Source organism: Sphingomonas sp., from assembly GCF_035998645.1.
GTDB lineage: Bacteria > Pseudomonadota > Alphaproteobacteria > Sphingomonadales > Sphingomonadaceae > Sphingomonas.
This window is the reverse complement of sequence record NZ_DASYHL010000003.1, coordinates 809,830-825,521: the sequence shown is the minus strand read 5'-3', so window position 1 is coordinate 825,521 and position 15,692 is coordinate 809,830. Positions and strand designations below refer to the sequence as shown.

16 protein-coding genes are annotated in these 15,692 nt (G+C 66.4%); 10 read left to right on the top strand and 6 right to left on the bottom strand.

The window, feature by feature from the left end; all coding sequences use genetic code 11:
• The first annotated feature begins 150 nt into the window (after positions 1–150).
• The 6 genes from VGN66_RS07830 (at position 151) to VGN66_RS07805 (ending at position 7,781) form a co-directional block, all read left to right on the top strand.
• Positions 151–489 carry a P-II family nitrogen regulator gene (locus VGN66_RS07830; RefSeq protein WP_224923404.1) on the top strand — a complete coding sequence of 113 codons (339 nt, stop codon included), beginning with the start codon at positions 151–153 and terminating at the stop codon, positions 487–489.
• 143 nt (positions 490–632) lie between these two features.
• Complete coding sequence (gene glnA, locus VGN66_RS07825) at positions 633–2,045, top strand: type I glutamate--ammonia ligase (RefSeq protein WP_327518284.1); 1,413 nt, start codon at positions 633–635, stop codon at positions 2,043–2,045.
• A 213-nt stretch (positions 2,046–2,258) separates the two neighbouring features.
• A complete protein-coding gene (locus VGN66_RS07820) occupies positions 2,259–4,604 on the top strand; it encodes a TonB-dependent receptor plug domain-containing protein (protein WP_327518283.1) in 2,346 nt (781 codons plus the stop codon).
• Entirely contained in the window at positions 4,604–5,653 is a 1,050-nt protein-coding gene (locus VGN66_RS07815) for a phytase (RefSeq protein ID WP_327518282.1), read from the top strand. The genes VGN66_RS07820 and VGN66_RS07815 overlap by 1 nt, the downstream gene beginning before the upstream one ends.
• Positions 5,654–5,838: 185 nt before the next feature.
• Entirely contained in the window at positions 5,839–7,134 is a 1,296-nt protein-coding gene (locus tag VGN66_RS07810) for a M20/M25/M40 family metallo-hydrolase (RefSeq protein WP_327518281.1), read from the top strand.
• A gap of 35 nt (positions 7,135–7,169) precedes the next feature.
• On the top strand, positions 7,170–7,781 hold the full coding sequence (locus VGN66_RS07805) for a flavodoxin family protein (RefSeq protein WP_327518280.1): 612 nt from the start codon (positions 7,170–7,172) through the stop codon (positions 7,779–7,781).
• 3 nt (positions 7,782–7,784) lie between these two features.
• On the opposite strand, the gene VGN66_RS07800 is transcribed toward VGN66_RS07805, so the two are convergent.
• Positions 7,785–8,759, bottom strand: coding sequence for a quinone oxidoreductase (locus tag VGN66_RS07800; RefSeq protein WP_327518279.1), 975 nt, complete (start codon positions 8,757–8,759; stop codon positions 7,785–7,787).
• An 89-nt stretch (positions 8,760–8,848) separates the two neighbouring features.
• Between VGN66_RS07800 and VGN66_RS07795 the strand changes: the two genes are divergently transcribed.
• A complete protein-coding gene (locus tag VGN66_RS07795) occupies positions 8,849–10,273 on the top strand; it encodes an aldehyde dehydrogenase family protein (protein ID WP_327518278.1) in 1,425 nt (474 codons plus the stop codon).
• 177 nt (positions 10,274–10,450) lie between these two features.
• Here VGN66_RS07795 and VGN66_RS07790 read toward each other — a convergent pair whose 3' ends face one another.
• From VGN66_RS07790 to VGN66_RS07780, 3 genes are all read right to left on the bottom strand, one after another.
• A complete protein-coding gene (locus VGN66_RS07790) occupies positions 10,451–10,822 on the bottom strand; it encodes a zf-TFIIB domain-containing protein (protein ID WP_327518277.1) in 372 nt (123 codons plus the stop codon).
• Between the two features lie 150 nt (positions 10,823–10,972).
• Entirely contained in the window at positions 10,973–12,745 is a 1,773-nt protein-coding gene (locus tag VGN66_RS07785; RefSeq protein WP_327518276.1) for an SLC13 family permease, read from the bottom strand.
• A 49-nt stretch (positions 12,746–12,794) separates the two neighbouring features.
• On the bottom strand, positions 12,795–13,007 hold the full coding sequence (locus VGN66_RS07780) for a hypothetical protein (RefSeq protein ID WP_224923392.1): 213 nt from the start codon (positions 13,005–13,007) through the stop codon (positions 12,795–12,797).
• Between the two features lie 176 nt (positions 13,008–13,183).
• Here VGN66_RS07780 and VGN66_RS07775 point away from each other — a divergent pair, with 176 nt between their 5' ends.
• Positions 13,184–13,369: a hypothetical protein gene (locus VGN66_RS07775; protein WP_327518275.1), complete on the top strand. Its 186-nt coding sequence runs from the start codon at positions 13,184–13,186 to the stop codon at positions 13,367–13,369.
• A 3-nt stretch (positions 13,370–13,372) separates the two neighbouring features.
• On the opposite strand, the gene VGN66_RS07770 is transcribed toward VGN66_RS07775, so the two are convergent.
• Positions 13,373–13,993: a S24 family peptidase gene (locus tag VGN66_RS07770; protein WP_327518274.1), complete on the bottom strand. Its 621-nt coding sequence runs from the start codon at positions 13,991–13,993 to the stop codon at positions 13,373–13,375.
• A 102-nt stretch (positions 13,994–14,095) separates the two neighbouring features.
• Here VGN66_RS07770 and VGN66_RS07765 point away from each other — a divergent pair, with 102 nt between their 5' ends.
• Together VGN66_RS07765 and VGN66_RS07760 are read left to right on the top strand one after the other, a co-directional pair.
• A complete protein-coding gene (locus VGN66_RS07765) occupies positions 14,096–14,296 on the top strand; it encodes a hypothetical protein (protein WP_327518273.1) in 201 nt (66 codons plus the stop codon).
• Positions 14,293–14,607, top strand: coding sequence for a hypothetical protein (locus VGN66_RS07760; protein WP_327518272.1), 315 nt, complete (start codon positions 14,293–14,295; stop codon positions 14,605–14,607). Before VGN66_RS07765 ends, VGN66_RS07760 begins: the two co-directional genes overlap by 4 nt.
• Before the next feature lie 165 nt (positions 14,608–14,772).
• Here the strand turns inward: VGN66_RS07760 and VGN66_RS07755 are convergent, their stop codons facing one another.
• Entirely contained in the window at positions 14,773–15,684 is a 912-nt protein-coding gene (locus VGN66_RS07755; protein ID WP_327518271.1) for a hypothetical protein, read from the bottom strand.
• Positions 15,685–15,692 lie beyond the last annotated feature (8 nt).

The window sequence follows — 15,692 nt, the reverse complement described above, 5'->3', positions numbered from 1 at the left end:
CGCGCATTTGCGGGAGAGCCGCAACTGGCACGGCTTGTGCAATGTCGCGCGACAGGGGCGTTCCACTTGATCGTGATCCATTCCGCCGTCACCCTGACCGCGGAACCGGACCGATCGGGACTCGCACCGGCGTCACAGAGGGAAGAAACCGTGAAAAAGATCGAAGCCATCATCAAGCCGTTCAAGCTGGATGAGGTGAAGGAGGCGCTTCACGAAGTGGGGGTGTCGGGCATCACCGTGACCGAGGCCAAGGGCTTTGGCCGTCAAAAGGGGCATACCGAGCTGTATCGCGGCGCGGAATATGTCGTGGACTTCCTGCCCAAGGTGAAGCTGGAAGTGGTGGTCGAGGACGCCCTCGCCGAACGCGTGGTCGAGGCGATCGCCAATGCCGCGCAAACCGGCCGCATCGGCGATGGCAAGATCTTCGTCACCGCGATCGAGACCGCACTGCGCATCCGCACCGGCGAGCGCGACGAAAACGCGATCTGACGACGCCCCTGAAACGGGTTGGCAGCGCGCAGAATTGACGCACTGCAAAAATTTCACGAAGCTGCATTGCAGCGCAAGATGATTCTCCGCACCCGGACCTCAACCGGGGCGGATCAGAGCAAAACAGAAAGGGCTTGGTTCCAATGGCTAACACCGCCGCCGACATTCTGAAGATGGTCAAGGATCAGGAGATCGAATGGATCGACCTGCGCTTCACGGACCCCAAGGGCAAGTGGCAGCACCTCACCATGGTCGCCAGCATCCTGGGCGAAGATGAGCTGACCGACGGCCTGATGTTCGACGGTTCGTCGATCGAAGGCTGGAAGGCGATCAACGAATCCGACATGATCCTGAAGCCGGATCTGGACGCGGTCTGGACCGATCCGTTCTCGGCCACCCCGATGCTGATCCTGGTGTGCGACATCGTCGAACCCTCGACCGGCGAACTCTATTCGCGCGACCCGCGCTCGACCGCAAAGCGTTCGGAGGCGTATCTCCAGTCGCTCGGCATCGGCGACACCGTCTATGTCGGCCCGGAAGCCGAATTCTTCATGTTCGACGACGTCCGCTTCGAGAACAGCTATTCGACCAGCTATTACGCGATCGACGACATCGAACTGCCCGGCAATTCGGGTCGCGAGTACGAGAGCGGCAATATGGGCCACCGCCCGCGCGCCAAGGGCGGCTATTTCCCCGTCGCGCCGGTCGACAGCGCCGTCGACATCCGTGGCGAGATGGTCTCGACCATGCTCGAAATGGGCCTGCCGTGCGACAAGCACCACCACGAAGTCGCTGCAGCACAGCATGAGCTGGGCCTGACCTTCGGCACGCTGGTGCAGACCGCCGACCGCATGCAGATCTACAAATATGTCGTGCATCAGGTCGCCCATGCCTATGGCAAGACCGCGACCTTCATGCCCAAGCCGATCAAGGAAGATAACGGCTCGGGCATGCACACCCACATCTCGATCTGGGACAAGGGCACGCCGCTGTTCGCGGGCAACGGCTATGCCGGCCTGTCGGAAATGTGCCTGTATTTCATCGGCGGCGTGATCAAGCACGCCAAGGCGCTCAACGCCTTCACCAACCCGTCGACCAACAGCTACAAGCGTCTGGTCCCGGGTTACGAAGCCCCGGTGCTGCTCGCTTATTCGAGCCGCAACCGTTCGGCCTCGTGCCGCATCCCGTACGGCGCGGGTGCCAAGGCGAAGCGCGTCGAATTCCGCTTCCCGGACGCGCTGGCCAATCCGTATCTCTGCTATGCGGCGCTGCTGATGGCCGGTCTCGACGGCATTCAGAACAAGATCCATCCGGGCGACCCGATGGACAAGAACCTCTATGATCTGCCGCCGGAAGAGCTGAGCCTCGTCCCCACCGTCTGCGGCTCGCTGCGCGAAGCGCTCGACAGCCTTGAGGCGGACATGGACTTCCTGCTCAAGGGCGACGTGTTCACCAAGGACCAGATCGAAGCCTATGTCGAACTGAAGCGCGGCGACGTTGCACGGTGGGAAATGACCCCGTCGCCGGTCGAGTACGACATGTACTATTCGTCGTAAGACGATCCTTTCGTCGCCGCTTCGGGGGAGGCGGCGCCGGACAGCGAGACGCCCGGACCTGGCAGGGTCCGGGCGTTTTTCGTTGCAGCGCAGCGTGGCCCATCGGCAACGTCATCAAAGCGTCATCGTTACGCCACCGTTGTGAAACGCAAATCGCGCCGAACTGACACGCGCCGGACCTAAGCGCCCCCTCGACTCATCTCGGGGGACACAATGAAATCGATTCTCACTTCGCTGGCCGGCGCCAGCATCGCCACGATCGCGCTCGCCACGGCCGCGCCGGCGCTCGCCCAGTCGGACACCCCCGCCGCCAGCGACGACAGCATCGAAACCGCGCAGGAAATCGTGGTCAAGGGCACCATCGCCTATCGCAATCGCACCGAAGGCGCCGAGCCCCAGCTGGTCTATGACCAGGACTTCTTCCAGCGCTTCGAACCGCTGACCGCCGGCGACGCCCTCAAGCGCGTCCCCAGCGTCACCTTCCTCTCCGACGTGATCGAGAGCGACGGCGCCCGCCTCCGCGGCCTCGACCCCGGCTATACCCAGATCCTGATCAACGGCGAAAAGGTGCCCGGCACCAATGCCGACCGCAGCTTCTTCCTCGACCGCATCCCGGCCGAGCTGGTCAAGCAGGTCGAGATCGTCCGCTCCTCCTCCGCCCGCCGCACCGGCGATGCGGTCGCCGGCACGCTCAACATCGTGCTGCGTGACGGCTATCAGCTCGACGGCGGCTATCTGCGCGGCGGCGCGCTGTTGTTCGACGATGGCAAGGTCAAGCCGAGCCTTGGCGCGGTATTCGGCACCCAGGTCGGCCCGGGCCGCCTGCTGATCGGCGCGAACCTTCAGGGCCGCTACAACCCCAAGAAGAAGTTCAGCCTGCGCTACGGCGACTCGCCCGAGAATGATCCGAACTACGCGGCCAACGAGTTCGACAATCGCGAAGACCAGTCGGACGTGCGCAACGGCACCGACTATGCGCTCAACGCCAGTTACAGCATCGATACCGAAACCACCGATTTCGAACTGTCGGGCTTCTGGGTCCATACCGACCGCCTCGAGACCGAGCGCTCGTTTGAATATGACACCGTCACTGGCTCGCGCGGCTCGGTGCGCAATGGCGGCGACGGCAATCTGCTGGTCGACAATTCGAACATCAACAACATCCTCCAGTATAACTATAGCCTCGCCGCCAAGCTGAGCCACCAATGGGCCGCGGGCGAGACCAAGCTGAAGGGCGGCTTCGCCAAGTTCATCGACAATCAGTGGGAAACCGAAAACGAGATCGAGTTCGACCGTTCGGCCCCCCGCTTCACCGGCGACCGCTTCGACACGCGGATCGTCGACAAGGAGCTGTCGTTCGGCATCGAGCACAAGGTGCCGGCGGGCGACAGCATCGATGTCGTGTTCGGCGGCTATTATCAGGACAAGGACCGCGACACCCGCATCGTCGAGGCGACGCGCCAGCGCTTCAACATGGCGACCTCGCTGCACACCGGCTACAGCCAGTTCGATGGCAGCCCGGAGAGCTTCGCTCGTGAATTCACCGGCTTCGCCCCGATCACCGGCGGCTTCAGCACGATCGAGGAACAGCGCAAGGACCTGTTCGCGCTGGTCGAAGGCAAGTCGGGCGCGATCAAGTGGGAAGTCGGCGTTCGCTGGGAAAACACCAATGTCGCGATCCGCGACCTGACCCCGGGCGGGGTCAGCATCGACACGGATTATGACCACATCCTTCCGAGCGCTTCGGCCAAGATCGAGCTGGGCGATGGCCGCGTCACCATCTCGGGCGCGCGCACCGTCCGCCGTCCGCGCTTCGACGATGCCTCGCCGATCCTGCTTGAGGAGGAACTGGGCGACAACGACTTCCTCGGCAACCCGCTGCTCAAGCCGGAATCGGCCTGGGGCGCGGACCTGGGCTATGAGCATCGCCTCGGCCGCACCGGCGTGGTCGGCGTCAACGTCTTCTACCGCCGCATCAGCGACCTGATCGAGCTGGCCAACACCGGCGTCCCCGGTGCCGCCGACGACCCCACGGGCGACCGCACCTGGATCTATCAGCCGCGCAACACCGGCGACGGCTCGGTCTATGGCGTCGAGTTCGACGTCTCGACCAGCCTGTCGTTCCTCGGCCTCCCCGACACCGGCATCTTCGGCAATTTGTCGCTGCTCGAAAGCGATATCACCGACGAGCTGGGCGAGCGCCGCTTCAACGGCCAGTCGAACATCGTCTATAATTTCGGCTTCATCCAGGACATCCCCAGCTTCGGCGCGGCGTTCGGTGCGACCTATCGCAAGCAGGGTGCTGCCTATGACCGTTTCGTCGCCGAAGAGGTCCGCACCACCTATGGCGCGGACCTCGAAGTCTTCGTCGAAAAGCGCTTCGGCAAGAACTTCACGATCCGCGCGGTCGGCTCGAACCTGCTCGACAGCGCCAAGGCCGAGGTGTTCAACAAGTTCAACACCACCCAGGACCAGATCGACCGCAACTTCGACGAGTACGAGCTGGAGCGCGAAACCGCTGGCCCGGTCTTCCAGGTCATGGCACGTCTGGCCTTCTGATGATGAAGCACCTCACCCTCGCCCTGCTGCCGCTGCTGGCAGCAGGCTGTGCGACCACCGGGCGTCAAGTCCCGGTGGTCCCCACCACCCCCGCCGCGAGCGTCCAGGCGCGCGGCCAGACCGATGCGGTCGGCACCGCCAATGCCGATGCGGCGGACGATCCCGCAATCTGGCGCAACCCGGCGAACCCCGCCGCCAGCCTGATCGTCGGTACGGACAAAAAGGCCGGGCTGCACATCTATGATCTGACCGGCAAGGACCGGTTCTTCATCGATGCGGGCCAGGTCAATAACGTCGATCTCAAGGACATGGGGCCGCTCGGCATCATCGTCGCGGCGAGCGACCGCAACGACCGCAAGAATGCCAAGCTCGCTTTGTTCCGCCTCGACACGGCGGCGGTGAAGCTGATCCCGCTCGGCGTCGTGCCGGTCGGCGCGGGCGAAGCCTATGGCCTGTGCCTGATGGCGGTCGGCAACACGCTGCACGCGTTCAACGTGATCAAGGACGGCACGATCCGCCAGGTCGCGCTCGACCTGACCGGTGCGACGCCGACCGGCACGATCGTCCGCACGATGAAGCTTGGCACCCAGTCCGAAGGCTGCGCCGCCGACGACCGCACCCAGCGGCTCTATGTCGGCGAGGAAAATGTCGGTCTGTGGCGCTTCGACGCCCGCGCCGATGGTCCCGTCGCCGGCACGCTGATCGCGCCTGCCGACGGCCAAAAGCTGGTGATCGATGTCGAGGGCGTGACGCTCGCGCCCGAAGGGACCGGCAATGGCGGTTATGTGATCGTCTCCAGCCAGGGCGACCACGCCTACACCGTCTATCGCCTGTCCGACGAAAGCTATGTCGGTCGCTTCCGGATCGCTGCGGGCAGCACCATCGGCGCGACGGAAGAAACCGACGGGATCGACTTCGCGCCCGGCGATTTCGGTCCCACCTATCCCGGCGGCCTGTTCGTGGCACAGGACGGCTACAACCCGCCCTACGCCCAGAACTTCAAATACGCCGCCTGGGCGGACATCAAGGCGGCACTCGGGATCGAGTAAAGTCTATTTGCAGGACATAGCGCGGCACAAAGCGACACCCCGGTGAAGACCGGCGGCGCGTTGTGCCGCGACATGTTCGCATTCGTGCATTTCGTGCTCCAACAGCAATTCGATACCGCATATTCGAATTGACGAAAAAGCGCCTTCGCCATTCCCTTTCCCCGGGTGCGCGCTAGGGTGTCGGCATGCTGAAACTTCTCGCGCCGCTCGCGCTCCTCGCCGCCCTCCCCGCCGCCGCGCAGACGCCCGCCGAAAGCAAGATGGCCACCACCATCACCGCCGAAACCGACCGCCACGTCGCGCTGCTCGAACGCCTCGTCAACCAGAATTCCGGCTCGCTCAACATCGATGGCGTGACCAAAGTGGGCCAGATGGTCCGCGCCGAGCTCGAACCGCTGGGCTTTGCGGTCGAGTGGATCGAGATGAAGGAAACCGGCCGCGCCGGGCATCTCGTCGCGACGCACACGGGCAATGGCAGGGGCAAGCGCGTCCTGCTGATCGCGCATCTCGACACCGTGTTCGAACCCGAAAGCCCGTTTCAGACCTTCGTTCGCTCCGGCGACCGCGCGACCGGCCCCGGCATCGGCGATGACAAGGGCGGGATCGTCGTGATCATCGCCGCGATGCGCGCAATGCAAGCGGCGGGCACGCTCAAACATGCAGACATCAAGATCGTGCTGACCGGCGATGAAGAGCGCACCGGCGCCCCGCTCGCGGTCGCCCGGCGCGACCTGATCGCTGCGGGCAAATGGGCCGATGTCGCGCTCGAATATGAAAATCTCGCGCGCGATGAAGGCAAGGATACCGGCACCATCGCCCGCCGCAGCTCGACCAACTGGACACTGCGCACCACCGGCAAGACCGGCCACAGCAGCGGCGTGTTCAACGCGACACTGGGCTATGGCGCGGCCTATGAGTTGGCCCGCATCCTCGACGAATTCCGCCGCACGCTCCTCGAGCCCAACCTCACCTTCAACGTCGGCGTAATGGCCGCCGGCACCCCCGCGACGCTCGCCGACAATAATTACCAGATGAGCGCGGGCGGCAAGACCAACATCGTCGCGGCGGAAGCGGTGGCACGCGGCGATCTGCGCGCGCTGACCCCGGAGCAAGAGGCCAAGACCCGCGCCGCAATGGTCGCGATCACGGCGAAAAACCTGCCCGGCACCACCGCCAGCCTCGACTTTCAGGAGGGCTATCCGCCGATGGCCCCGACCGACGGCAACCGCGCGTTGCTGGCCAAGCTCAACGCGGTCAATCGCGACCTCAAGCTCCCCGAAATGGCCGAAATGGATCCCGCCCGCCGCGGCGCGGCCGACAGCGCGTTCGTCGCTGCGGACGTCGACACGCTCGCCGGCCTCGGCGTCGCGGGCGGGAATGCGCATGCCGAGGGCGAATGGGTCGATCTCAAATCGATCCCGCTTCAGGCCCTGCGCAGCGCCGCCTTCATCACCCGCCTGAGCCGCGAAAAGCGCGACTGACGGAACGCTTCAGCATCCCCGCGCGTCGTGTGGGGATGCTGAACGCCCTAGCCCTTAACTGCACGCTCAAGGCCGACGAGTCCGAGCGCTCCTCCACCGATGCGATGATCGCGGTCCTCGCCGATAGCTTCGCCAAGCACGACGTCACCATCACCGAAACCGTCCGCGTCGCCGCGCTGAACATCAAACCCGGCGTGTCATCCGACGAAGGCGAAGGCGATGACTGGCCGGCGCTGCGCGAAAAGATCCTCGCCGCCGACATCCTCATCTTTGGTGGCCCGATCTGGATGGGCCAGATCTCCAGCATCGCCAAGCGCGTGCTCGAGCGTATGGACGCCTTCATCTCCGAAACCGACGATCAGGGCCGGATGCCCTCCTATTCGAAGGTCGCTATCGCCGCGATTGTCGGCAACGAAGACGGCGCGCATTTCAGCTCGGCGCAGCTGTTTCAGGCGCTAAACGACGTCGGCTACACCATCCCCGCCGTGGCCGCCTGCTACTGGGTCGGCGAAGCGATGGGCTCGACCGACTTTCAGGACCTCGACAAGACGCCGAAGAAGGTCACCGAAACCGCCGCGATGGTCGCCGGCAATGCCGCGCACCTCGCCGGGCTGCTCAAGGCCAAGCCCTACCCCGGCCAAGACTGACGCTCACGGAATCAGCAGCGTCGCGCCCATTGTCTCCCCGGCGGCGATGGCGCGATGCGCTTCCGCCGCCTCCTCAAGGGCATAGCGCCGCCCGATCTCAACCTGCAGCACGCCACGCGCGACCAGATCGAACATTCGCACGACACCCGCCGCCCGCTCCTCGGGCGTCGCGTAATAGTGATAAAGCGTCGGGCGCGTGACGAACAGCGAGCCATGCTGGCTCAGCGCCCCCAGATTGACCCCCGTCACCGGCCCGCCGGCATTGCCGAAGCTGACGGTCATCCCGCGCCGCGCAGTGGACTTGAGCGACGCCTCCCAGGTCGATCCACCGACCCCGTCCAGCACCACCGGCACGCCTTCGCCACCGGTAATCTCCCGGACCCGCGCGGCGATATCCTCGCGCTTATACTCGATGACGTGATCCGCGCCGATCGCCCGCGCGCGCTCGGCTTTGTCGGGCGACCCGACTGTGCCGATCACGGTCGCGCCGATATGCTTGAGCCACTGGACGATCAACTGCCCGGTCGCACCCGCAGCCGCATGGACCAGCACCGTCATCCCCGGCTGCACCCGCGCGCACCGCTCGATCAGGTACTCCGCCGTACAGCCCTTCAGCGTCACCGCCGCCGCGACGTCGAACCCGATGCCATCGGGGATCGGCAGCAGCGCGTCCGCCGCGACGTTGCGCGCGCTGGCATAGGCACCGAGCGTGGGGCCGTACGTCGTCACGCGATCACCCACCGCGATGGCGGTGACGCCCTCACCCACCGCCTCCACCACCCCGGCCGCCTCGCTGCCAAGGCCGCTGGGCAACGGCACCGGATACAGGCCCGAGCGATGATAGGTATCGATGAAGTTCAGCCCGACCGCTTCATGCCGCACGCGCGCCTCGCCGGGGCCGGGCGGCGGCAGATCGACCTCGACCCACTCGATCACTTCCGGTCCGCCGGTCCCCCGGATCACTGCCTGCCGCGCCATCGCCTCATCTCCAGTTTCAGGTTGCAACCCGTGCCCCCGCTCGCCACATAAAGCACCATACCCGAACCTCAAATTTTTCGGAGAGCGGAATGCGCAGCTATTTGAAGCACTATATCGGCGGCCGATGGATCGAAAGCGAAGGCGGCACCCGCCATCAAGTTATTGATCCTGCTACCGAATCTTCCACCACCGAAATCACTTTGGGGTCTCAGGCCGATGTCGACAAGGCTGTCGCCGCAGCGCGCACCGCGTTCGAGACCTTCTCGCGTACCAGCGTCGAGGAACGCCTCGCTCTGATCGAGCGCATCATCGCCGAATATCAGAAGCGCATGGACGACATGGCACACGCGATCAGCGCTGAGATGGGCGCGCCGCTCAGCCTCGCCAAGACCGCACAGGTCGGCTCGGGCATCGGCCACCTGATGTCCGCAGCCCGCGCGCTTAAGGAGTTCGAGTTCGAGGAAACGGTCGGCAACAGCCTTGTCGTCCACGAACCGATCGGCGTCGTCGCGATGATCACTCCGTGGAACTGGCCGCTCAACCAGATCGTGTCCAAGGTCGCCCCCGCGCTCGCCGCCGGCTGTACGATGATCCTCAAGCCCAGCGAGGAAGCGCCCGGCTGCGCCGTGATCTTTGCCGAGGTGATGGACGCTGCGGGCGTGCCTGCGGGCGTGTTCAACCTCGTCAACGGCGACGGCCCCGGCGTCGGCACCGCGCTGTCGCAGCACAAGGGCGTCGACATGGTGAGCTTCACCGGATCGACCCGCGCCGGCATCGCGGTCGCCAAGAACGCAGCCGACACGGTCAAGCGCGTCCATCAGGAACTGGGCGGCAAGTCGCCCTCGCTGATGCTGGAGGGCGCGGATGTCGGCGCAGCGGTCAAGGGCACGCTGTTCAGCGTATTGATGAACTCCGGCCAGAGCTGCATCGCGCCCGCCCGTCTGCTCGTCCCCGCCGCGCTGGAAAAGGAAGCCGCCGCCGCCGCTGCGGAGATGATGAAGGCCACCAGCTGCGGCGACCCCGCGCAGGAAGGCCGCCATCTCGGCCCGGTCGTCAACAAGGCGCAGTGGGAGAAGATCCAGGGCCTGATCCGCAAGGGGATGGAAGAAGGCGCGACGCTCGAAACCGGCGGCCCGGGCCGGCCCGACGGCATCGACACCGGCTATTTCGTCAAGCCGACGCTGTTTTCCGGCGTGCGCAACGACATGACGATCGCGCGCGAAGAGATCTTCGGCCCGGTCGTCACGATCATCCCCTATGACAGCGAGGAAGACGCCGTCCGCATCGCCAACGACACCGATTACGGCCTGTCAGCGGTGGTGTTCGGCAGCCCCGAAGCGGTCAAGCGCGTCGCCCCGCGCCTGCGCGCCGGCATGGTCTATATCAACGGCGGCCAGCCCAACCCCGACCTGCCGTTCGGCGGCTACAAGCAGAGCGGCAATGGCCGCGAGCATGGCAAATACGGGCTGGCGGAGTTCATGGAAGTAAAGGCGCTGGTCGGCGCGCTGGCATGACCTAATTCCTCCCCTGAGCATGCTCAGGGGAGGTGGCAGCGCGAAGCGCTGACGGAGGGGCCGCCCTCGCAGAGGGCGGAGTTTTGCCGAGATGTTCACGGCCGTCTGCGCGGCCGCCCCTCCACCCCTCGCTGCGCGAGCGGTCCCCCTCCCCCAGCGAGCTGGGGGAGGAATTGATCAGTCGAACAGCTCTTCCAGAAAGCTCTTCTTGCGCTTCTGCTTATAGTAACGCGGGTCGTGGCCCTGATGGCCGTAACCGCCGCCATAGCCCGGCTGCTGCTGCGGATAACCGCCGCCCTGCTGTGGCCACGGGCTGCCCTGCGGGGGCATCGGCGGCTGCGGGGGCATCGGGGGTTGCGGCGCCTGCGGTGCCATCGGCGCCTCGCCCACGCCACTGCGCTCGATGATCTTGTCGAGCTCGCCACGATCCAGCCAGATGCCCCGGCATTGCGGGCAGTAATCGATCTCGATCCCCTGCCGGTCGCTCATGTGGAGGCCGGTCTTGCACACAGGGCACAGCATTCCGGCAACGGCTTCGGCGGTTCGCATGATCTCTCCTTTTGTTCGGGTTCGGCACCGGCCCGCTCCCCCACCCGGCCACCCATCGGCAGGATATTCTGAAATGGGTGGCCGGGTGGGGGAGCGGGCCGGTGCCGGTTCAGCGCAAGCTGAACATCAAAGCTAGGAACCGCCCGGCCTTCACGCAACCGGCCAGAACCACAGGATCAGCGGCGGCCCGACGATCAGCACGATCAGCGACAACGGCGCACCCAGTCGCGCATAGTCGCTGAACCGATACCCGCCCGGCCCCATCACCAGCGTGTTGCACTGGTGCCCGATTGGCGTGAGGAAATCGCACCCCGCACCCACCGCCGTCGCCATCAGGAACGCCTCGGGCCGCAGCCCCAGGTCGCCCGCGAACGTCGCGGCGATCGGTGCCATCACCAGCACCGTCGCGGCATTGTTCAGGAACGGCGTCACCGCCATCGCCGCCGCCATGATCAGCGCCACCGCGCCCCAGGGCGGCAGCCCCGCCGCCGTCGCCGACAGCCATTGTCCGATCAGCTCGGTCACGCCGGTACTGCGCAGCGTGTCGCTGACCGGGATCAGCGCACCCAGCATGATCAGGATCGGCCATTCGATATGGTCATAGGCGTCGCGCACGGGCAGCGCGCCGAGCAGCACGACCGCCGCAGCCGCCGCAAAGAACGCGATCGTCACCGGCACCGCGCCGGTCGCGGTCGCCGCCATCGCCACCGCCAGCACCGCGATCGGCAACAGCCCCTTGCGCACGCTGCCCAACCGAAACTCACGCTCGGCCAGCGGCAGCGCGCCCAATTCGGTCAGCGTCTGGGGCAGGATGCCCAGCGGCCCCTGCAGCACCACCACATCACCCGCGCGGAACACGACATTGGGCATGCGCCGCACGATCCGCTCTCCCTGCCGCGACACCGCGATCAGATTGATGCCATAGCGCTGGCGCAGCATCAGCGACCCCGCAGTGCCCCCGACCAGCGGCGAATGGGCGGACACCACCGCCTCGATCACCCCGATTTCTTCGCCCTCCGGATTCTCCGGCGCCTCGCTCGTCCCGACAAAGTCGAGCTTGTCGCGCGCGATCACCCGCTCCAGGCTGTCCGGCGTACCGCCCAGGATCAGGATATCGCCCTCGTTCAGCACCGTGTCCGCAAGTGGCGTCGCGCGCACGCCATCGCGCAGGAACATGGTGATCGCGACTTCATATTCGTGCCGCTCGATGAAATCCGCCACCCGCTCGCCATTGGGGGTGGACTGCTCGACGATCTTCGCCTCGGTCGCATAGTCATGCACGTCGAGCGCCTCGCCCATCGTCGGAGCGGCGCGGCGGTCGGCGGGCAGCAGGCGATAGCCAAAGCGCAGGAAGACGAGGCCCACCAGCGTCAGGCCGATCCCGACCGGGGCGTAATCGAACATCCCGAACGGCTCGCCGGTCATCTCCTGCCGCACCCGGCTGACGATGATGTTGGGCGATGTGCCGATCAGCGTGATCAGGCCACCCAGTAGCGACGCGAACGCCATCGGCATCAGGAACACACTGGGCGAGCTTTTCGATTTCTTCGCCATCTGGAACGCGGCCGGCATCATCATCGCCAGCGCGCCGATATTCTTGACCAGCGCAGAGCCGAGGCCGACGCTGGCTGACAGCAGCAACAGTTGCGAACTGACCCGGGTCACCCGCTTCTGCAACAGGCGCATCAGCTGTTCGATCACCCCCGACCGCTGCACCGCGCCCGACAGGACCAGTGCCGAGCCGACGATGATCACGATGTCATCGGAAAAGCCCGAAAACGCGTCCGCGGGCGCCACGATGCCAGCAGCTATTGCCGCCAGCAGCGCCAGCACCGCGACCATGTCGTAGCGCAGCTTTCCCCAGAGAAACATGCCCATCATGCCGATCAGCACGGCGACGGACAGGATCTGCGGCAATGTCATAAGGCCCCCATGCGCGCTTAACGCGACGAGGGCGAGGGGGTTGCGTCGATTAGTGGACGGTCCCGACGGCGCGGTTCACGCTCATCAATACGATCAACCGCTCGATCTGACGCCAGCGGCAGAAATTGATGTGGTTGCCCAGGTCCCGGAACTTGTCCGCCCGCGCCGCCGCTTCCAGTCCCGCATCGTCGCCGAACGCACGGATCAGGTCCGCCGCGTCAAAGACATGGGCACGGTCGGCGAGATAGGGGATGGGCGACATCGGATATCCTTGCAAAGACACGCGCACACACGCACCGCGCGTGCCAGCTTCGCGCGATCCCCGCGTCCCTGCGGCTTGCGTGGGTAAATTGCTGGAAACCATAGACCTTTGCCCCGTGTCGCGCGTGCCGTGACGGGACAGTGGCGTCCCGACGCGGGACGTGGCATGGCGCGGGGATGAGCCGTTCCTCAAAGCCCGCGCCGATCGCCGGCGGCGCCCTCCTCGCCCTCTCACTGGTCGTCGGCACCATTGTCGGCGTGCGTCAGGGCCAACCCTCGATCGGCTTCCTCGCCGGCATGGCCATCGGTATCGCGCTGCTCATAATCGTCGCGCTGATCGACCGGGTGCGCGGGAGTCGTTAGCGCTCACAGCAGCGCGCGGTGCATCCACACCACGCGCCCGACCACGTCGATCGCGCGCACGGGCACGATCGCGCGCCCGTAATCCGGGTTGTCACTGATCAGCTCGACCTCGCCGCCCAATAGCCTCAGCCGTTTGACCGCAAGCATGCCGTCGCGGCGGAAGACATGGATCGCTGCGCGCGGCCCCGGCATCCGCCGCGCGCCATCGACCAATATCTCGTCCCCGTCGCACAGCGTCGGCTCCATCGACGCCCCCTCGACGCGGATGGTCGAGGCCATGTCGGCGCGCACCCCCAGCCGCCGTAACAGCGCCGGGTCGAGCAACAACGGGCTCGCCCGCTCGCTCTCCACCACCCGCCCGCGCCCGGCCGCCGCGCCGGCATCCACCCGCGCCACCGCCACCAGCCCTTCGACCGCCGGCCCGCCCAGCGCCGCATCCGCCACCCCCAGATAGCGCGCCAGCCGCCGCCGATCCCCTTCCGCCAGCACCCGCGGGCTCCCCCGCGTCACGAACTGCTGCAGATACGCCGCATTGCGCCCGAGCAGCCGCGACAGCGCCGCCAGCGACTCCCCCCGCGCCTCCGCCGCCTGCGCCAATGCGCGCCGCTGATCCTCTGACTCCATGATCGCATCCATAGCCGCAGGATTTTTCCTAGACAAGTTGGGAATGAGAACATCTAAGGAACACATGAGTCGGGGAACGGCCCCGCGAGTCGAGGAAGGGCGATGGCGATTCTGGGAAAGATTGAGCGATATTTGCGGCGGTACGACATGCCGCGCACCAAATTCGGGCGGTTGGCGGTCAATGACCCCCGGCTGGTCGATGACTTGCGCAACGGCCGCGCGCCGGGGCCGGAGCTATGCGCGCGGATCGAGGCGCAGCTCTCCCGCGCGCCCGCGGCTCCGGGTCAGGGAAACGCACGATGAGCCGCGGCCCCGATGCCGGCACGCTGCTCGAACGTGCCCTGCTGCGTCACGCCGCCGTGGCGCAGATCGACCTGTCGATCGTCTCGGCGGCCTGGACCCGCTGGGCCAGCGCGACCTTTGTTGGCGCGCGCCACGACCTGCTGCTCACCGCCGCCCCTTCCCCAGCACTCGACAACTGGATCGCCGACCTGCCCGAAGCCGACTTCACGCTCCGCCGCCACCTCGTCGCCGAACTGACCGTCGAATCGCGCACCCGCGTCGGCGACCGCATCGAAGTGCGGATCGGCGTACTGACGGTGGAGGATCGGTGATGCGACTTCCCCTCCCTGAAAGGGAGGGGTCAGGGGTGGGTGTAGCGAGGGGCGAGGCTCGATGCCTCGGCCCTCGCTTCCTGCCGATCGGTTGATGGGGTCTTCGGAGCGCACAGACGTGCGCACCCACCCCCAGCCCCTCCCTTTCAGGGAGGGGAGACCAGATTACGCCCGCATCGCCATTCGGCGCAGCTCGGCCAGCGTATCTTCCAGACTGCGCTCCGGTTCGGGCTCCGGCTGGGGTGCCGCAGGACCGAATTTCGACAGCCCCCGCTCCAGCCGGTCGAGCAGCGCATGCACGCTCGCCTCGGTCTGCGGTGCTGCGATGGCGGGCGCGGCAGGCGCGGCTTCGGGCGCGGGATGGCGGTCGAGCGCAGGCGCCGAACGCACCGCCGGGGTCAGCTCGAACGTCTCGAACCGCTCGCCCGAATCATAGATCGGCGCACGCGGCGCGCGGCGGCGCAGCGGGCGCACCGGCGGCGGCGGCGCCATCGGCACCTCCGGAATTGCCGAAGGATCGAACGCCGCCAGCGGCTGGCTCAGATCGACCGGCAAATCCTGCACCTCGGGCAACGGCGCGCTCAGTGGTCGCCCCTCCGACGGCGCCCCCATCGCGATCACCGGCTCGTCGGGCAATGCGGTGCCGGCAAGGTCGAGAATATCCGTCACGCTCAGCTCGTCCTCCGCCAAATCAGGCTCAGGCTCTACAGCAGGCACGGGGCCATAGACCGGCACCTCCAGGTCACTGGCACGCAGCGGGACGCGCGGGCGCGCGTCAGGATGCGCATCGGCGCGGCGCACGGTCGGGCGACGCTCGCCCTCCGGCCCCTCGCCCACTGCGCGCGAATCGACCCAGGCCACCAGCGCCGACAGTCCCATCCACGCGATCAGCGCGATCAGCCCGCCCACGAACAACCCGATGCACAGCCGCGCAGTGGTGCCCAGCGGCGGCTCGGCCGCAGGCACGAACGCCGCGATCCCACTGGAAAGCACCAGATTCTCGAGCAGCGCGCCCGGCAGCACCAGGCTCGCCAGCATTGCGCACGCGCCCACACCGCCGGCGAGCGCGAGCGCCACATTGGGGG